The 16,079-nt window shown below is 70.5% G+C and carries 15 protein-coding genes; 13 read left to right on the top strand and 2 right to left on the bottom strand.

What is annotated here, in order from left to right; all coding sequences use genetic code 11:
* The first annotated feature begins 13 nt into the window (after positions 1-13).
* From ACT01A_RS09195 to ACT01A_RS09220, 6 genes are all read left to right on the top strand, one after another.
* Positions 14-922, top strand: a complete 909-nt coding sequence (locus tag ACT01A_RS09195) for an ROK family protein (RefSeq protein WP_445151944.1) — start codon at positions 14-16, stop codon at positions 920-922.
* A 67-nt stretch (positions 923-989) separates the two neighbouring features.
* Positions 990-2,093, top strand: coding sequence for a transaldolase (tal, locus tag ACT01A_RS09200; RefSeq protein ID WP_445151945.1), 1,104 nt, complete (start codon positions 990-992; stop codon positions 2,091-2,093).
* Positions 2,090-3,712 (top strand): glucose-6-phosphate isomerase, encoded by a 1,623-nt coding sequence (locus ACT01A_RS09205; RefSeq protein WP_445151946.1) that lies wholly within the window; start codon positions 2,090-2,092, stop codon positions 3,710-3,712. Before tal ends, ACT01A_RS09205 begins: the two co-directional genes overlap by 4 nt.
* A 3-nt stretch (positions 3,713-3,715) precedes the next feature.
* Entirely contained in the window at positions 3,716-4,648 is a 933-nt protein-coding gene (gnd, locus tag ACT01A_RS09210) for a phosphogluconate dehydrogenase (NAD(+)-dependent, decarboxylating) (protein ID WP_445151947.1), read from the top strand.
* A gap of 6 nt (positions 4,649-4,654) precedes the next feature.
* Complete coding sequence (gene zwf / locus ACT01A_RS09215; RefSeq protein ID WP_445151948.1) at positions 4,655-6,202, top strand: glucose-6-phosphate dehydrogenase; 1,548 nt, start codon at positions 4,655-4,657, stop codon at positions 6,200-6,202.
* A 13-nt stretch (positions 6,203-6,215) separates the two neighbouring features.
* Complete coding sequence (locus ACT01A_RS09220) at positions 6,216-7,283, top strand: glucose-6-phosphate dehydrogenase assembly protein OpcA (RefSeq protein WP_445151949.1); 1,068 nt, start codon at positions 6,216-6,218, stop codon at positions 7,281-7,283.
* Positions 7,284-7,438: 155 nt separating this feature from the next.
* Here the strand turns inward: ACT01A_RS09220 and ACT01A_RS09225 are convergent, their stop codons facing one another.
* Positions 7,439-7,900 (bottom strand): nitroreductase/quinone reductase family protein, encoded by a 462-nt coding sequence (locus ACT01A_RS09225; RefSeq protein WP_445151950.1) that lies wholly within the window; start codon positions 7,898-7,900, stop codon positions 7,439-7,441.
* Between the two features lie 103 nt (positions 7,901-8,003).
* Between ACT01A_RS09225 and ACT01A_RS09230 the strand changes: the two genes are divergently transcribed.
* The 7 genes from ACT01A_RS09230 to ACT01A_RS09260 all read left to right on the top strand — a co-directional run bounded on the left by ACT01A_RS09230 (position 8,004) and on the right by ACT01A_RS09260 (position 15,587).
* The gene (locus ACT01A_RS09230; protein ID WP_445151951.1) at positions 8,004-9,893 is read left to right on the top strand and encodes a glycoside hydrolase family 15 protein; all 1,890 of its coding nucleotides are present in this window, start codon (positions 8,004-8,006) and stop codon (positions 9,891-9,893) included.
* Complete coding sequence (pgl, locus tag ACT01A_RS09235; RefSeq protein WP_445151952.1) at positions 9,893-10,564, top strand: 6-phosphogluconolactonase; 672 nt, start codon at positions 9,893-9,895, stop codon at positions 10,562-10,564. The genes ACT01A_RS09230 and pgl overlap by 1 nt, the downstream gene beginning before the upstream one ends.
* A 24-nt stretch (positions 10,565-10,588) precedes the next feature.
* Positions 10,589-11,152 carry a histidine phosphatase family protein gene (locus ACT01A_RS09240; RefSeq protein WP_445151953.1) on the top strand — a complete coding sequence of 188 codons (564 nt, stop codon included), beginning with the start codon at positions 10,589-10,591 and terminating at the stop codon, positions 11,150-11,152.
* 82 nt (positions 11,153-11,234) lie between these two features.
* The gene (locus ACT01A_RS09245; protein WP_445151954.1) at positions 11,235-12,848 is read left to right on the top strand and encodes a DUF1800 domain-containing protein; all 1,614 of its coding nucleotides are present in this window, start codon (positions 11,235-11,237) and stop codon (positions 12,846-12,848) included.
* A gap of 13 nt (positions 12,849-12,861) precedes the next feature.
* Positions 12,862-14,229 (top strand): DUF1501 domain-containing protein, encoded by a 1,368-nt coding sequence (locus ACT01A_RS09250; protein ID WP_445151955.1) that lies wholly within the window; start codon positions 12,862-12,864, stop codon positions 14,227-14,229.
* A 232-nt stretch (positions 14,230-14,461) separates the two neighbouring features.
* Positions 14,462-15,298 carry a diguanylate cyclase domain-containing protein gene (locus tag ACT01A_RS09255; protein ID WP_445151956.1) on the top strand — a complete coding sequence of 279 codons (837 nt, stop codon included), beginning with the start codon at positions 14,462-14,464 and terminating at the stop codon, positions 15,296-15,298.
* Between the two features lie 37 nt (positions 15,299-15,335).
* Positions 15,336-15,587, top strand: a complete 252-nt coding sequence (locus ACT01A_RS09260) for a hypothetical protein (RefSeq protein WP_445151957.1) — start codon at positions 15,336-15,338, stop codon at positions 15,585-15,587.
* Here ACT01A_RS09260 and ACT01A_RS09265 read toward each other — a convergent pair.
* Positions 15,572-16,048: a hypothetical protein gene (locus ACT01A_RS09265; RefSeq protein WP_445151958.1), complete on the bottom strand. Its 477-nt coding sequence runs from the start codon at positions 16,046-16,048 to the stop codon at positions 15,572-15,574. The two genes, ACT01A_RS09260 and ACT01A_RS09265, sit on opposite strands and share 16 nt — an antisense overlap.
* Positions 16,049-16,079 lie beyond the last annotated feature (31 nt).

Consider the following 16,079-nt stretch of genomic DNA (forward strand, 5'->3'; position numbering starts at 1 on the left):
GTCTAGGTCTGAGATGACGCAGCGATTCATCGGGGTCGATGTCGGCGGGACCAAGGTCTCGGTCGCGGTGCTGGACGGCCACGACCTCAGCGAGCCAACCCTCCAGCCGACCGAGCTGAGCAGCAGCGACGCGCTCGTGGACCAGCTCTCGACGCTGATCGAGGCGGCCGGCCCGGCCGACGCGGTCGGCATCGGCGTGCCGTCGGTCGTCGACTTCGCGACCGGCACCGCGCGCCACTCGGTCAACGTCCCGCTCCAGGACGTTCCCCTGCGCCGCCTGCTCACCGAGCGCCTCCAGATGCCCGTCTTCGTGGACAACGACGCGACGGTCGCCGCGCTGGCCGAGGCCCACGACGACGACCTGCACCAGATCGCCCAGTCGCTCGTGCTGTTCACGATCGGCACCGGCGTCGGCGGCGGGATCGTCATCGGCGGCCGGATCTACCGCGGCGCGACGGGCGGCGCGGCCGAGCTCGGCCACCAGCTCATCGGCGCCGACCTGTCCGCGGGCGAGCCGCCGCACTCCGACGAGGCGCCGCAACCCGGGTCGCTGGAGCGCCTGGCGGCGGGCCGCGCGCTGGACGCGCTGGGCCGCGAGCGCGGGTTCACCGACGGACCCGCCGTGGTGACCGCGGCCCGCGCCGGGGATGCCTCTGCACTGGAGGCCGTGCACATCCTCGGTGAGCGCCTCGGCGTCGGCATCGCCAATGCCATCAACGTGTTCGATCCAGAGCAGGTCGTCATCGGAGGCGGCGTCAGCGCCGCCGGCGAGCTGCTGCTCGAGCCCGCGCGCCAGGTCGCGCGCCGCTTCGTCCTTCCGGGCGTGGGCACACGAACGGAGATCCGCCTGGCCCGTTACGGACCACGCGCCGGCGTGCGCGGAGCAGCCCTATTGGCTGGTCAAGAAGTGCTCAACTCGTGAATTGACCGGTTGCCCCTGCTAACACGGTCGTAGGATCGAGACAGAGAAGAAACCAGGAGGCAACCACATGAGCAACGCAGCATCCGTCAACGAGCGCCTCGCGCGACTCACCGCGCTGGGCACGAGCATCTGGCTGGACCAGATCGAGCGCAAGCTCGTCGAAGGCGGTGAGCTGGCCCGGCTCATCGAGGAGGACTCCCTTCAGGGGATGACCTCCAACCCCGCGATCTTCGAGAAGGCGATCCTGGGCTCTGAGGAGTACGACGACCAGATCTCCTCGCTGGCGTCGCAGGACGCGCGGTCGATCTACCAGGCGATCGCCATCCAGGACGTCCAGGGCGCCGCCGACGTCCTGCGCGGCGTCTACGACTCCACCGACGGCGTCGACGGCTACGTCTCGCTGGAGGTCGATCCCGACCTGGCGTTCGACACCGACAAGACGATCGCCCAGGCCCAGGAGTACTGGGAGCGCGTCGATCGCCCCAACCTGATGATCAAGATCCCGGGCACCGACGAGGGCCTGCCCGCGATCACCGCCACGCTGGCCAAGGGCATCAACGTCAACGTCACGCTGCTGTTCAAGGTCGAGCAGTACGAGAAGGTGATGGACGCCTTCCTCTCCGGCCTGGAGCAGGCCGCCGAGAACGGCCACGACGTCGCCCGCATCCACTCGGTCGCGTCGTTCTTCGTCTCGCGCGTCGACACCGAGGTCGACAAGCGCCTCGAGGAGGCTGGCAACACCGAGCTTCAGGGCAAGGCCGGCCTGGCCAACGCCCGCGCCGCCTACCAGGCGTACTTGAAGGCCATCAAGAACTCCGACCGCTTCGCGGCGCTGGCGGCTAAGGGCGCGCACGTCCAGCGGCCGCTGTGGGCGTCGACCGGCGTCAAGAACCCCAAGTACTCGCCGGTGCTCTATGTCGACGGCCTCGCCGGCCCGGAGACCGTCAACACGATGCCGGTCGCCACGCTGGACGCCGCCCGCGAGAGCAGCGAGGTCACCGAGCCGCAGGTCACGGTCGACCCGACCGAGGACCTCAAGGCCCTGGCCGACGCCGGCATCGACATGACCGACGTCACCGACAAGCTGCTCAAGGACGGCGTCGACGCGTTCGTCACGCCGATGGAGAAGCTGCTCGACGCGCTGGACGAGAAGCGAAAGGCTGTCGCGTGAGCGCCACGGAGAGCGCGGGCGTCACCGCGTCGATCCCAGACCTCTACGCCGGCGCCATCGAGCGCCGGCTGGAGCGCGCCGAGCGCGAGGACGTCGCCAAGCGAATCTTCGATCGCGACGACACGCTCTGGGGCGAGGCCGGCCAGCCGGAGGTCAGCAACCGCCTCGGCTGGCTGGACATCCACGATCGCCTGGCGGCTGAGGCCGACGACCTGGAGGCCTTCGCGGGCGCCGCGCACGACGACGGCCTGACCGAGGCCGTCGTTCTGGGCATGGGCGGCTCGTCGCTGGCGCCGGAGGTCTTCCGGCGCTCGTTCGGCACACGCGCCGACCGCTTCATCCTGCACGTGCTCGACTCGACCGACGCCGACGCGGTGCGCGATGTCGAGGCGCAGATCGACGTGTCCAAGGCGCTGTTCGTGGTGTCGTCGAAGTCCGGCGGCACGGTCGAGACGCTGTCGGCCTTCCACTACTTCTGGGAGAAGACGGGCGGCAACGGCTCGCAGTTCGTGGCCGTCACCGATCCGGGGACCTCGCTGGAGGCCCTGGGCGGCGAGCGCGGCTTCCGCCGCGTGTTCGTCAACGACCCCAACATCGGCGGCCGCTACAGCGCGCTGTCGTACTTCGGCTTGGTCCCGGCGGCGCTGCTGGGGGCCGACCTGAAGGGGTTGCTCGGCAGCGCCGTCGAGCTGGGCACCGCGCTGCGCACCGCTGACGCGTCCGCCAACCCCGGCCTCTGGCTGGGCTCCGTGCTCGGCGAGCTGTCGCTGGCCGGCCGCGACAAGCTGACGTTCGTCGTCGACCCGCCGATCGAGTCCTTCGGGTTGTGGGTCGAGCAGCTGATCGCCGAGTCCACGGGCAAGCACGGCAAGGGCATCCTGCCGGTCGCTGATGAGCCGGTCGGCGCGCCCGAGGCCTACGGCAACGACCGCGTCTTCGTGCACCTGCATGACGCCGGCGGCCATGGTGTGGGCCCCGACAACGACGCGGCGATCGCGCGGCTGACCGAGGCCGGCCAGCTGATCATCACGATCCCCACGCACGGCGCGAACGACCTCGGGCGCATCATGGTGCTCTTCGAGTTCGCGACCGCGGTCGCCGGGTGGGTCCTGGAGATCAACCCGTTCGACCAGCCCAACGTGCAGGCCGCGAAGGACAAGACCAAGGAGGTCCTGTCGCTCGGCTCCCCGCCCGACATCGCCGAGGCGGACGCCGACGCGCTGCGCGCCCTCCTCGACGCCGGCCCGCCCTCCTACCTCGCGATCCAGGGCTACGTCGCCCCGTCGCCGGAGTTCGACGGTGAGATCGAGGCGCTGCGCGAGCAGCTCCGCGACCGCACGACCATGGCCACCACCTTCGGCTACGGCCCGCGCTACCTGCACTCGACCGGGCAGCTGCACAAGGGCGGCAAGCCCGACGGCCGCTTCCTCCAGCTGTTGCACGTGGCCGACGACGACCTGACGATCCCGGGTGGGGATCCATCGTCCTTCGAAGTCCTCAAGCGCGCCCAGGCGGACGGCGACCTGCTCATCCTGCGTGAGCACGGCCTGCCCGCCGAGCGCATCGTCCTGCGCGGCGACCCCACCACGGCGCTGCGCACCCTCAAGGAGAACCTCTAACCCATGGCCCAGATCGGCTTCATCGGCCTCGGCAAGATGGGCGGCAACATGGTCGCCCGCATCAAGCGCGACTCCGACCACGAGGTCGTCGCCTTCGACTTCGACGAGAAGGCCATCGCCACCGCCGGCAAGAAGGGCGCGGTCGGGGCGAAGTCGCTCGCCGACCTCGTCAAGAAGCTCGAGGCGCCGCGCATCGTGTGGATCATGGTGCCGGCCGGCGACCCGACCCAGCAGACGGTCGACAAGCTCGCCAAGCTGCTGGACAAGGGCGACACGATCGTCGACGGCGGCAACTCCAAGTGGACCGACGACATGGCGCGGGCCAAGGAGCTCAAGAAGCTCGGGATCAACTACGTCGACGTCGGCACCTCCGGCGGCGTGTGGGGCCTGGAGGTCGGCTACTGCATGATGGTCGGCGGGCCGAACCCGGCGATCAAGCGGCTGAAGCCGTTCCTCGACATCCTGGCGCCGCCGCCCGACGAGGAGCACGGGCCGGGCTGGGGCCACATGGGGCCGACCGGCGCGGGCCACTACGTCAAGATGGTGCACAACGGCGTCGAGTACGGGATGATGCAGGCCTACGCGGAGGGCTTCGGGCTCTTCGACGCCTCGGAGTTCGACCTCGACAACGCGAAGATCGCCCACCTCTGGATGCGCGGCTCGGTCGTGCGCTCGTGGCTCTGCGAGCTGGCCGCCAACGCGTTTGACCAGGAAGGCAATGACCTCGAGGCGTTGGAGCCGGTCGTGGCCGAGTCCGGCGAGGGCCGCTGGACGGTCGAGGACGCGGTCGAGAAGCGCATCCCCGTGCCGGTGATCACGGCGGCGCTGTTCGAGCGCTACAACACGCAGGGCCGCGGTGACTTCGCGGCCAAGGTCAACGCCGCGCTGCGGGCCCAGTTCGGCGGGCACGCCGTGCAGCGGCGGGCCGACGGCTAGGGATCGATGGCGACCACGGACATCAAGGTCGGCGGGGACGCGCAGGACAACCCGCTGGTCGAGGGGCTGGAGCGGCTGCCGGTCCACCCCACCACGTTGGTGATCTTCGGCGCGACGGGCGACCTGGCCCGTCGCAAGCTGCTGCCGGCGATCTACAACCTGGCCCACGAGGGTGCGCTGCCCGAGCGCTTCAACCTGATCGGGTCCTCGCGGTCGGAGATGTCCCACGAGGAGTTCGCCCAGCATGCGGCGGAGGCGATCCGCCAGTTCTCGCGGCGGGAGCCCAGCGAGCAGGTGCTGGACGTGTTGTTGTCCAACATGCGCTACGTGTCCGGATCGTTCGACGACGACTCGGTCTACACGCAGCTCGACGGGTTGTTGAAGGAGTTCGACGACGCCGCCGGGCAGCCGCTCAACCGCGTGTTCTACCTCTCGACGGCGCCGGAGTTCTTCCCGGTGATCATCGAGGAGCTGGGCAAGAGCGGGTTGAACAGCCACGAGGGCTCCGAGGTCCGGGCGGTCATCGAGAAGCCGTTCGGGACGACGCTGCAAGAGGCCAAGGACCTCAACAAGCGCGTGCTGTCGGTCTTCGCGGAGAAGCAGCTCTTCCGCATCGACCACTACCTCGGCAAGGAGACCGTCCAGAACGTCATGGCGTTCCGCTTCGCCAACGGGCTGTTCGAGCCCGTCTGGAACCGGAACTACATCGACCGCGTGGAGATCACCGCGGCCGAGGACCTGACGATCGGCACGCGGGCGGGGTATTACGACCAGGCGGGCGCGCTGCGCGACCTGGTGCAGAACCACATGCTCCAGTTGCTGTGCAACGTGGCGATGGAGCCGCCGGTGCACTTCGAGGCCGACGAGATCCGCGACGAGAAGGTCAAGGTGCTGCGGTCGGTGATCAAGCCGACGCCGGAGACCGTCGACGACATCGCAGTGCGGGCGCAGTACGGGCCGGGCACGATCGGCGGCGAGACCGTGCGCGGCTACCTCCAGGAGGACGGCGTGCCGGCGGACTCGAACACCGAGACCTACGCGGCGATCCGACTGGAGATCGACAACTGGCGCTGGGCCGGCGTGCCGTTCTACCTGCGGACGGGCAAGTCGCTGGCGCGCAAGGTCACCGAGATCGCCATCACCTTGAAGCCGGTGCCGCACCTCGCCTTCCAGCAGGAGGGCTCGGTCGGCGTTCGACCCAACCAACTCATCTTGACCATGCAGCCCAACGAGGGCGTGTCGCTGTCGCTCGGGGCCAAGATCCCGGGCACGCGGATGCGCATCCGGCCGGTCAACATGGAGTTCTTGTACGGCACGTCGTTCATGTCGCAGTCGCCGGAGGCCTATGAGCGACTGATCCTCGACGCGATGCGCGGCGACGCGACGTTGTTCACGCGCAACGACGAGGTCGAGGCGCAGTGGGAGATCTGCGACCCGATCGTGCAGAAGTGGGAGGCGACGCCCGGCCCGCTGCCGCAGTACGAGGCGGGAACCCAAGGGCCGGCCGAAGCGGACAGGCTGCTCGAAGACGGCGCGCGCTGGCGCGCGATCTAGGCGAGTTGTAGTCATGGCCACGATCGACACCGTCTGGCGCGCCCGCGACACCAAGCCCGGCGACATCGACGCCGCGCTGCGCGCGTCCTTGGCGCAGATCCACCGCGACAACGCCGGCTACGTCCCGGCGCGGGTGCTGAACCTCGTTTGCGTCGTGGACAAGCAGTACTCCGGCGAGATCGCCAACCGACTGCGGCGCGTCGGGCGCTACCACCCGTCGCGCACGATCGTCTGCTCGGTCGACCCGCGCCGCACGACGCTCGACGCGGTCGCGACGATCGCGGCGCCGAGCGAGGTCCGCGACGGCGAGATCGGGCTGCTGCGCGAGACGATCGTCGTGGAGTGCGGCCAGAAGCACCTCAAGAACCTCGACCGCATCGTGGACCCGCTGGTCGTCACCGACCTGCTCACCTGCGTGTGGGCGCCGCACGGGCACACCGAGGCGGTCGACTCGCTGCTGGACCTGTCGCAGATCGTGCTGCTGGACAGCGTCGACGAGCCCGAGCCGGTCGACGCGCTGCGCCGCGCGCGGGATCTGAGCGAGCAGGTCTACGTCGTCGACCTCGCCTGGCTGCGCTCCACGCCGTGGCGCGAGCGCCTCGCCGCGACCTTCGATCCCGACACCGTCCGGCCCGAGCTCAACACCATCGACGGCATCACCATCAGGCACCATCCGGATTCCACCGCCGCCGCGTTGCTGCTCGTCGGCTGGCTCGCGTCGCGACTGGACTGGCGCGTCGACCCGCTCTTCGCCTCCCAGAGCGGAACCGTATTGGAGGGCAAGGTCCACGGCCGCCGCCAGGACGTGAAGGTGCGCCTGGAGCCCGACCCCCGCCTCCAGGTCCGCGGCCTCGCCGGCCTGACCATCTCCACCGCCTCCGGCCGCACCTATTCGTTGGACCGCGGCCCCGGCGGCCTCCGCGCCCACTTCCAAAACCGCCGCGGCGAGACCCGCGACTGGACCATCCTCGGCGCCTCCCGCGGCGAGTCCGGCATCCTCGGCGAAGGCATCCGCCAAGCCCTCCTCCGCGACGGCACCTACGGCCCGGCGCTCGCCTGCGCCAACGGCCTTTTGCGCTAGCCCCTCGCCGCGCGACCTCTCCGTTCACGCGACCTCCTCGCCGCGCGAAACCTGACGGTTCGCATCTAACCCGCGCATATGGCGGGTTAGATGCGAACCGTGAGGCTTCGGGGCCGAATCCTCACCTCGGGCGCTCTCGCCCAACGTCAATCCGGCTACGGCGTCAGCACCGCCATCGGCAGCACCCGATCCGTGAACTCCGCGTAGTGGCCCGCCGGCGGATAGGCCGCCACGAACGCCTCGAACAACCGCGAGCGCTCGTCGCCGACCGCTTCGCGCCAGCGCATGCGGCGCCGCTCGCCGTCGACCAGCACGTCAACCGTCTCAGCCGCCGTGAGGTTCCACCACCAGCCCGGCGGGTGGTCGTTGCCGGCGTTGGCGCCGAGCAACGCGATCGCGCCGTCCTCTCCCGCCGGGACGTAGATGAGCGCGGTCTGCCGCACGATGCCGCTGCGCCGACCGATCGTCTCCAGGACCAGGACGCGCGCGCCGAACCAGGAAGCGCCGACGCGGCCGCGCGAGCGGCGCAGCGCCGCGGCCTGCAGCCGGCCGACCGCGGGGCCGAGGATCGGGATCTGGGTTGCGTAGTGGGTGAACGACGCGACGGCCCGTTGCATATGGCCCGACCGTATTCCTCGGACCGGATTTGGTGAGCGCCTTTGTGTCGGATCGCACACTCCCGGCGGCTTTCGCCGAGTTGTGCGGTAGCTTGCCCCGACGATGCGCCAGATCGTCACCGGGGACGTCACCGTCGGAGGCAGCCCGTTCCCTCCGATCGCGGAGTACGGCTTCCTCTCGGACTGCGAGACCACGGCCCTCGTCGCTCCCAGCGGCGCGGTCGAGTGGATGTGCCTGCCGCGGATGGATGACCCGTCCGTGTTCGGGTCGATCCTCGACCGCGACGCGGGCACGTTCCGCCTCTCGCCCACCGACCAGACGGTGCCGGCCGGTCGCCGCTATCTGCCTGGCACGATGATCCTGGAGACGACCTGGGGCACCAGGACCGGCTGGGTCATCGTCCGCGACGTCCTGCTGGTCGGCCCGTGGCACCACGAGGACGAGCGCTCGGTCTCCCACCGCCGCTCCCCCACCGACTACGACGCCGACCACGTCCTGCTGCGCACCCTCAGATGCGTCAACGGCTCCGTCGAGATGAACCTCGAGTGCTCGCCGGTCTACGACTACGGCCGCGTACACCCGTCGTGGGAGTACACGGACTCCGGCTACCACCACGCGATGTCCAAGGCGCCCGGCTCGAAGCTGGAGCTGCACCTCACCACCGACCTCCGGCTGGGCTTCGAGGGCCACCGTGCCCGCGCCCGCACCACGATGCGCGACGGCGACACCGCCTTCGTCGCCCTCTCCTGGTCCTCCCACGGCGCGCCCCAGACCTACGACGAGGCCTACAACCACCTCGTCCGCACCGCGGACTACTGGCACGAGTGGCTCGCCCGCGGCGAGTTCCCCGACCACCCGTGGCGCGGCTACCTGCAACGCAGCGCGCTCACGCTGAAGGGGCTCTCCTACTCCCCCACCGGCGCCATCGTGGCAGCGGCGACGACCAGCCTCCCCGAGACGCCCCAAGGCGAGCGCAACTGGGACTACCGCTACTCGTGGATCCGCGACTCCACCTTTGCGCTCTGGGGCCTCTACACGCTCGGCTTCGACTGGGAAGCCAACGACTTCTTCTACTTCATCTTCGACGCGATCCGCGACAACGACTCCGACCTGCAGATCATGTACGGGATCGGGGGCGAGCGGGAGCTGCACGAGCAGACCCTCGACCACCTCCAGGGCTATGAGGGCGCCCGTCCCGTCCGCATCGGCAACGGCGCGTTCGACCAGAAGCAGCACGACGTCTGGGGCGCCGTGCTGGACTCGATCTACCTCCACACGCGCTCACGCGACGAGCTGCCCGAGACCGTCTGGCCGCTGCTCACGCGGCTCGTCGAGGCGGCCATCGCCAACTGGAAGCAGCCCGACCGCGGCATCTGGGAGGTCCGCGGCGAGCCTCAGCACTTCGTGTCGAGCAAGGTCATGTGCTGGGTCGCCTGCGACCGCGGCGCCCGCCTCGCCCGCCTGCGCGAGGACCACGAGAAGGCCGCGCGCTGGCAGGCCGCCGCCGACGAGATTCGCGACGACGTCTGCACCAACGGCGTCGACGAGCGCGGCGTCTTCGTCCAGCACTACGGCACGACCGCGCTGGATGCCTCCAACCTGCTGATGCCGCTCGTCCGCTTCCTCCCCGCCGACGACCCACGGATCGTGGCCACGGTCAACGCCATCTCCGAGGAGCTGACGGAAGAGGGCTTGGTGCTCAGGTACCGCACCGACGAGACCGACGACGGCCTCGAAGGCGAGGAGGGCACGTTCGCGATCTGCTCGTTCTGGCTGGTCAGCGCGCTGGCCGAGGTCGGCGAAAAGGCCAGGGCCCGCGAGCTGTGCGAGAAGATGCTCGGGTACGCCTCTCCCCTGTTGCTCTACGCCGAGGAGATCGATCCCCGATCCGGCCGGCACCTGGGCAACTTCCCGCAGGCCTTCACCCATCTCGCGCTGATCAACGCCGTCATGCACGTGATCCGCGCCGACCAGGAGCTCGCCGCCCAGTAATGCCCCTTCAGCTCGTCCGCCAGCCCGATCCGGAGTCGCTCGCCCGCCACGCGGCGCGCGACCTCATCGCGTCCATCCAGCAGGCCCGCGAGGCCCGCGGCGTCGCCCACGTCTGCCTGGCCGGCGGCTCGACGCCGATGCGCTGCTACGAGCTGCTGGACTCCCAGCTCGACGACTGGACCAACGTGCACCTCTGGTACGGCGACGAGCGCTGCGTCCCCTACGACGACCCCGAGTCAAACCACGGCCAGGTCAAGGAGCGCCTCCGCGCCCGCGGCGCGACGTGGCATCCGATGCCCGGCACGCTCGGCCCCGCCGAGGGCGCGCTGGAGTACTCCAAGGAGCTCGGCCCGACGGTCCTCGACATCACGCACTTGGGCATGGGCCCGGACGGGCACACCGCCAGCCTGTTCCCCAACCACCCGCTGCTGAGCGCCCACGGCGTCGCGGCCGGGATCACCGACTCGCCCAAGCCGCCGCCGCAGCGCATCACGCTGACGCTGCCCAAGCTCAACGAGTCGCGCCGGATCGTCCTGCTGGCCACGGGCGAGGGCAAGTCCGAGGCGCTCGCGCGCGCCGGCGCCGCCCCGGACCGCGCGATCCCCGTCTCGCTGCTGGACCGCTCCAAGCTGTTGGTCATGGCCGACTACGCGGCCGCGCCGCCGTCGTAACCGACCCCTCTAACGTCTTACGACGTGCCCCACGACATCTGGCTCATCCGCCACGCCGAGACCGAGTGGTCGAAGGCCGGCCGCCACACCGGCCGGACCGACATCCCGCTGACCGACGAGGGTCGCGCGCACGCCGCGACGCTCCCGCAGCGCCTCGGCGGCCAGCAGTTCGCCGCGGTCTTCGTATCACCGCTCATGCGCGCCCGCGAGACCGCCGCGCTGGCCGGCCTGGGCGACCAGGCCCAGATCCGCGACGACCTCGCCGAGTACGACTACGGCGACTACGAGGGCATCACCACCGACGAGATCCGCCAGGATCGCCCCGGCTGGTACCTCTGGAGCGACGGCGTCCCCAACGGCGAGCAGCCTGACGACGTCGGCGCCCGCGTCGATCGCGTCATCGAGGAAGCCGCGCGCGTCGACGGCGACGTCGCGCTCGTCGCCCACGGCCACGTCCTGCGCGTGCTCGGGGCGCGCTGGGTCGGCGAGCCGGCAGCTTTTGCCGGCCGTCTCGCCCTGAGTACCGGCGCGTTGTGCAAGCTGGGGACCGAACGCGACGTTCGCGTCATCCGCGCCTGGAACTTCTGAGCGACCTTCAGTGTGAGAGGCGCCACCTTGGTGGACGTCCGTTCGACTCGATATGTCCGGCTATGGACACTGTGCGGCGCTCATGCCCACCGTCCACGCCGCGAAGAAGAAGCGCAAGCCGGTCAAGGCCAAGGCCAAGGCGAAGCCCAAGACCACGTGCAAGGTCGTCACCAAGAAGGTGCACGGCAAGAAGAAGCGCGTCAAGGTCTGCAAGCCGGTCAAGGCCAAGAAGAAGACCACGCGCAAGCCCGCGGGCAATCCCGTCGGCTACACGCCGACCGCGCCCGCGTTCCCGGCGTCGGTCCCGGTCCCGGCAAGCCCCTCGCCGAACCCGCCGGCCAACCCGAGCGGCACGTACACCCCGCCGCCAGTCCCGATGACCGAGGCGCGCGCCGTGCGCCTGCTGTGGCGCGCCGGCTTCGGCCCGCGCCCCGGCGACGTCCAGCGCTTCGCGGCGATGGGCCTGGACAACGCGATCGCCGAGCTCGTCCACCCGGTCGGCGAGCCGGTGCTCAACGGCCCCGCCCCGCGCGACGACGGCGGCAACGCGCTGCAGCCCTACGACCTCTACGGCCACGACCACGTGTGGTGGCTGGACCGCATGGTGCGCTCGTCGCAGCCACTGGTCGAGCGCATGGCCTTGGTCTGGCACGACTGGTTCGCGTGCTCGCGCGACAAGGTCCAGATCGACCTGATGCTGGGCCAGAACGCGCTCTTCCGCCGCGCGGCGCTCGGGTCGTTCGCCAACCTCCTGCGCGACGTCACCGTCGACCCGGCCATGTTGTTGTTCTTGGACGGCGTCGACAACCGCAAGGGGTCGCCGAACGAGAACTACGCCCGCGAGGTCATGGAGCTGTTCACGCTCGGCGCCGACCGCGGGGCGTACACCGAGAACGACATCCGCGCCGCGGCCAAGGCGCTGACCGGCTGGACGGCCGACTACGTCAACGGCGTCGGCATGACGAACTTCCGCTTCGTCGCCTCCCGGCACGACACCACCAACAAGACGATCTTCAACCGGACCGGCAACTGGTCCTGGCAGGACGTCTGCCAGCTCTGCCTGGAGAACCCCTACCACGCGTCGTTCTTCGTGACCAAGTTGTGGTCCTACTTCGTGCCGGTGCCGCCAGACCAGGCGACCCAGGCGACGCTGCAGAACGCCTACGTCACCAGCGGCTACCAGGTCGCGCCGGTGCTGGAGCTGATCTTCCGCCACCCGGTCTTCCTCGACGGGCCGGCGATGGTCAAGCCGCCGGTGGTCGCCAACGCGGGCCTGCTGCGCGCGATCGGTCGCTCGATCGACACCGACGACTGGGCCTACCTGAGCAACGAGACCGGCCAGACGCTGTTCTACCCGCCCAACGTCTCGGGCTGGGACGACGACCGCTGGATCGACACCAACACCTGGCGGGGCCGCTGGCACGTGACCGGCGTGGCGCTGGCGCCGTCGCAGGTGCCGACCAGCGCGCCGAGCACCTACCCCGACACCGAGGACGGCACGACGGCGGTCAACAGCGCGATCGCCGCGGTCGGCTCCCCGGCGCTGACCAGCGAGACCCGCAGCAAGTTGGTGGCCTTCGCTGACTCGGCCCTGCCGGGGACGATGAACGCCACGCAGAAGCGGACGTACCGGGCGATGCGCCAGAACGCGCTGCGCCTCTTGATCCTGACCTCGGCCGACGCCCAGACCTGCTGAAAGCACCTTCTCCATGGCTCCCCGCAACTGCTGCAACGAGTTCACCCGCGCGCGCTTCATGCAGCGCGGCTCCGCCGCCGCCGGCGCCGGTCTGCCCGCGATCGAGGCCGGCATGCCCGCGCCCGCGGGCACCGGGCTGTCGCGTCGCACGTTCTTGTCGCGGTCGCTCGGCGCGGCGCTGGCGGTCTACGGCGGCTCGCGCCTAGGGGTCGACGCCTTCGAGGCGGGGATCGCGCAGGCGGCCGGCGGGAGCGACCGCGTCCTGGTCAGCGTCTTCCTCGGCGGCGGCATGGACGGGCTCAGCGTGCTCGCCCCGACCGGCGACCCCAAGTACGCGACGCTGCGCCCAACGCTCCTCACCCCGATCGACGGCACGCGCACGTTCGCCGAGGACCCCACCTTGCAGTGGACGCAGCCCGCGGACGCGCTGCGGACGCTCTACGGCGAGGGCAAGGTCACGGTGATGCCGGCGATCGGCTACGACCACCCCAACCAATCGCACTTCACCAGCCGCCACTTCTGGGAGGTCGGCCAGCTCAGCGTCGACGGCAACTTCGGGTGGCTGGGCCGCTACCTCGATCAACATGGAGTTGCCGACAACCCGCTGCAGGGCTTGTCGATGAACTCGTACCTGTCGCCGGGGTTGGCCGCGGCCAGCGTGCCGGTCGCCGCCGTCTACCGGCCCGACCAGTTCGGGTTGTACGTGCCAGGCGTCGGCAACCCGGTGCTCGGGCCGATGTACAGCGCGATCGGCGGCCTCGGCGCGCTGCCGACCTCCGACGCCGCGGTCGGCCAGGCGCGTCTGGTCGCCACGGAGGTGGACTCGATCCGCACCACCTTGCTGCCCTTCCAGGGCACGTCCGGCGTCCCGCACTCCACCTCCTACCCGGCCGGCGACTTCGGTCGCAAGTTGGAGGTCTTGGCCGCGATGCTCGCCGCCGGGATCCCGGTCCGCGCGGTCACGGTCGACGCGCCCGGCTCCTGGGACTCGCACGCCGACCAGGCCAACTCGATCCCGCGCGACGTCAAGGCCGCGTTCGACACCATCTTGGCCTTCCAGCGCGACCTCGAAGCTCGCAACCTCGCCGACCGCGTCCTGATCCACGTCTGGACCGAGTTCGGCCGCCGCCCGCAGGAGAACGACGGCGGCACCGACCACGGCGCCGCGGGCGCGTCGTTTCTGATCGGCAGCAAGGTGAAGGGGTCGATGATCGGCGAGTTCCCGGGCCTGACGTCGTTGGACAGCGGCTCGAACCTCAAGGTCACCAGCGACTTCCGCGGTGTCTACTGCTCGCTGCTGGAGCAGTGGTACGGCGTCGACGCGGCGCCGATCATCCCGGGCGCGTCGGCCTTCACGCGGCCGGAGCTGATCGCGGCGTAGCGCCACGCGGCGGGCGCGCCGGCGCGCCAGGTCCGACCAAAGACGGAACGCTCTAGTTCCGGTTGCGTCGGCCGACGACCCGGAGAAGATGGCCTGCGTCGCAGCTGACCCGCCCATCGTTCCGTCGTTGATGGACACGCGCCCCAGAGGCCCTCGCTCACCCGAGGTCCGGGCGCTCACCGCACTGCTGTGCGGGGCCGCGGCATGCCTGTTGGCGGCCGTGCTGTTCCCGATGAGCGAGCGCGCGCCGGTCACGATCGGTTGGTGGACGCTCGGTCTGGCGGTGCTGCTCGCGGGCGCGACGTTCTGGTGGGGCGACCGCGTGCCCCGCTGGGTGCTGTTCGCCGAGAACGGCGTGATCACGGTCATCAACAGCTTCCTCGTCACGCAGGCGGCGACTACCGGCGGCGCGGTGATCGACGCGTTCGCCTACATCTGGCTCAGCGTCTACACCGCCGCGTTCTTCCCGCGGCTGTGGCTGCCGTTCGCGACGCTGGTCTCCGCGGGCTTCGGCGTCGCGCTCCTGATCAACGACCTGCCCGGCATGTTCACCGCCTGGCTGCTGCTGACGATCAGCGTGATGACCGCCTCCGGCGTCGTCAGCCAGGTCAGCCGCATGATGCTGGGCCGCATGTCCACCGACTCGCTCACCGGCGCGCTGAACCGCAGCGGCCTGGCCGAGGCGGCACGGCGCCTGAGCCTGCGCGGCCGCCGGCGCGATGCCCGCCAGGTCACCGTCGCCGCGCTCGACCTCGACGGCTTCAAGGCGGTCAACGACGAGACCGGCCACGCCGCCGGCGACCGCCTGCTCGCCGACGCCACCGCCGCCTGGCGCGCCGTCCTGCGCCACGACGACGTCCTCGCCCGCGTCGGCGGCGACGAGTTCATCGTGTTGATGCCGGACACCACTGCCACCGAGGCAACCTCAGTCCTCGACCGCCTGCGCGACTCCCACCCCGTCGCCTGGTCCGCAGGCCTGGCCACGTGGCACACCGACGAGCCGATCGAGGCGTGCATCCAGCGCGCCGACCGCGAGCTCTACGCGGTCAAGCACGCACGCGCCGCCTGAGTCGCCAGACCGCGCCACGGCTGCGACCATGGGTCGCATGTCCCGCCGCGACCTCCTCCACGTCCTGACCGCGCTCGCCGCCCTGGCCGACGATCGTCCCGACGTGCCGGTCTCCGTCACGGCACTGGACGAGCAGGTTGGCCGCGGCCGCCAGGACATGCGCACGCCCCTAGACCTCGCCAACCTCGCCGCCGACGGCCTCGTCACCGACCACGGCGACGGAACCTGGTCGCTCACCGAGGCGGGCGCCCAGCGCCACCGCGAGGACGAGGACTACGCGGGACGCTGAGCCTCGGCGCCGTCCTCCTCCAGGAACGTCACGCGCTCCCTGATCATCGCCGCGGAACCTTCGAGCTTGGACGCCATCGGTTCGCCGCCGGAGCCGAGGTCGCCACGCACCACCTCCGCCCCCAGCTCCAGCGATCGTGCCAGACGCAGGATCGGGAACTGACGTGATTCGAGGATCCGGGCCAGCCAGGCGACCTGGTCGTCCAGCGTCGTGTGGCCGGCGACGTCCAGCGCGGCCCAGTTGAGCAAGTGCTGGAGGTCGTGCTGGCACCAGAGCCGGCCGACCTCGCCGTAGACCGCGTCCTCGTCGGTGAACTCCGCGTAGTAGCGCTTTACGGTCGCGGCGGCCAAGGCGTACAGGTCGATCTCGGAGCCGTCACCGGACGGCGATGGCGCCGCGGTGGGCGGCGCCATGCCGGACGGCGGATCGACGCGGCGCGGGGGTGGAAGCTCGCTGCTCATCGCAGTGAGCGACCGTACCCCGCGCCGCGTC

The organism is Baekduia sp. Peel2402 (assembly GCF_052567285.1).

Bases quoted from the DNA above. Each gene is read 5' to 3' on its own strand.
- ACT01A_RS09195 (WP_445151944.1), top strand. From the start codon at position 14: ATGACGCAGCGATTCATCGGGGTCGATGTCGGCGGGACCAAGGTCTCG.
- tal (WP_445151945.1), top strand. From the start codon at position 990: ATGAGCAACGCAGCATCCGTCAACGAGCGCCTCGCGCGACTCACCGCG.
- gnd (WP_445151947.1), top strand. From the start codon at position 3,716: ATGGCCCAGATCGGCTTCATCGGCCTCGGCAAGATGGGCGGCAACATG.
- zwf (WP_445151948.1), top strand. From the start codon at position 4,655: ATGGCGACCACGGACATCAAGGTCGGCGGGGACGCGCAGGACAACCCG.
- ACT01A_RS09220 (WP_445151949.1), top strand. From the start codon at position 6,216: ATGGCCACGATCGACACCGTCTGGCGCGCCCGCGACACCAAGCCCGGC.
- ACT01A_RS09225 (WP_445151950.1), bottom strand. From the start codon at position 7,900: ATGCAACGGGCCGTCGCGTCGTTCACCCACTACGCAACCCAGATCCCG.
- ACT01A_RS09230 (WP_445151951.1), top strand. From the start codon at position 8,004: ATGCGCCAGATCGTCACCGGGGACGTCACCGTCGGAGGCAGCCCGTTC.
- pgl (WP_445151952.1), top strand. From the start codon at position 9,893: ATGCCCCTTCAGCTCGTCCGCCAGCCCGATCCGGAGTCGCTCGCCCGC.
- ACT01A_RS09245 (WP_445151954.1), top strand. From the start codon at position 11,235: ATGCCCACCGTCCACGCCGCGAAGAAGAAGCGCAAGCCGGTCAAGGCC.
- ACT01A_RS09250 (WP_445151955.1), top strand. From the start codon at position 12,862: ATGGCTCCCCGCAACTGCTGCAACGAGTTCACCCGCGCGCGCTTCATG.
- ACT01A_RS09255 (WP_445151956.1), top strand. From the start codon at position 14,462: ATGAGCGAGCGCGCGCCGGTCACGATCGGTTGGTGGACGCTCGGTCTG.
- ACT01A_RS09260 (WP_445151957.1), top strand. From the start codon at position 15,336: ATGTCCCGCCGCGACCTCCTCCACGTCCTGACCGCGCTCGCCGCCCTG.
- ACT01A_RS09265 (WP_445151958.1), bottom strand. From the start codon at position 16,048: ATGAGCAGCGAGCTTCCACCCCCGCGCCGCGTCGATCCGCCGTCCGGC.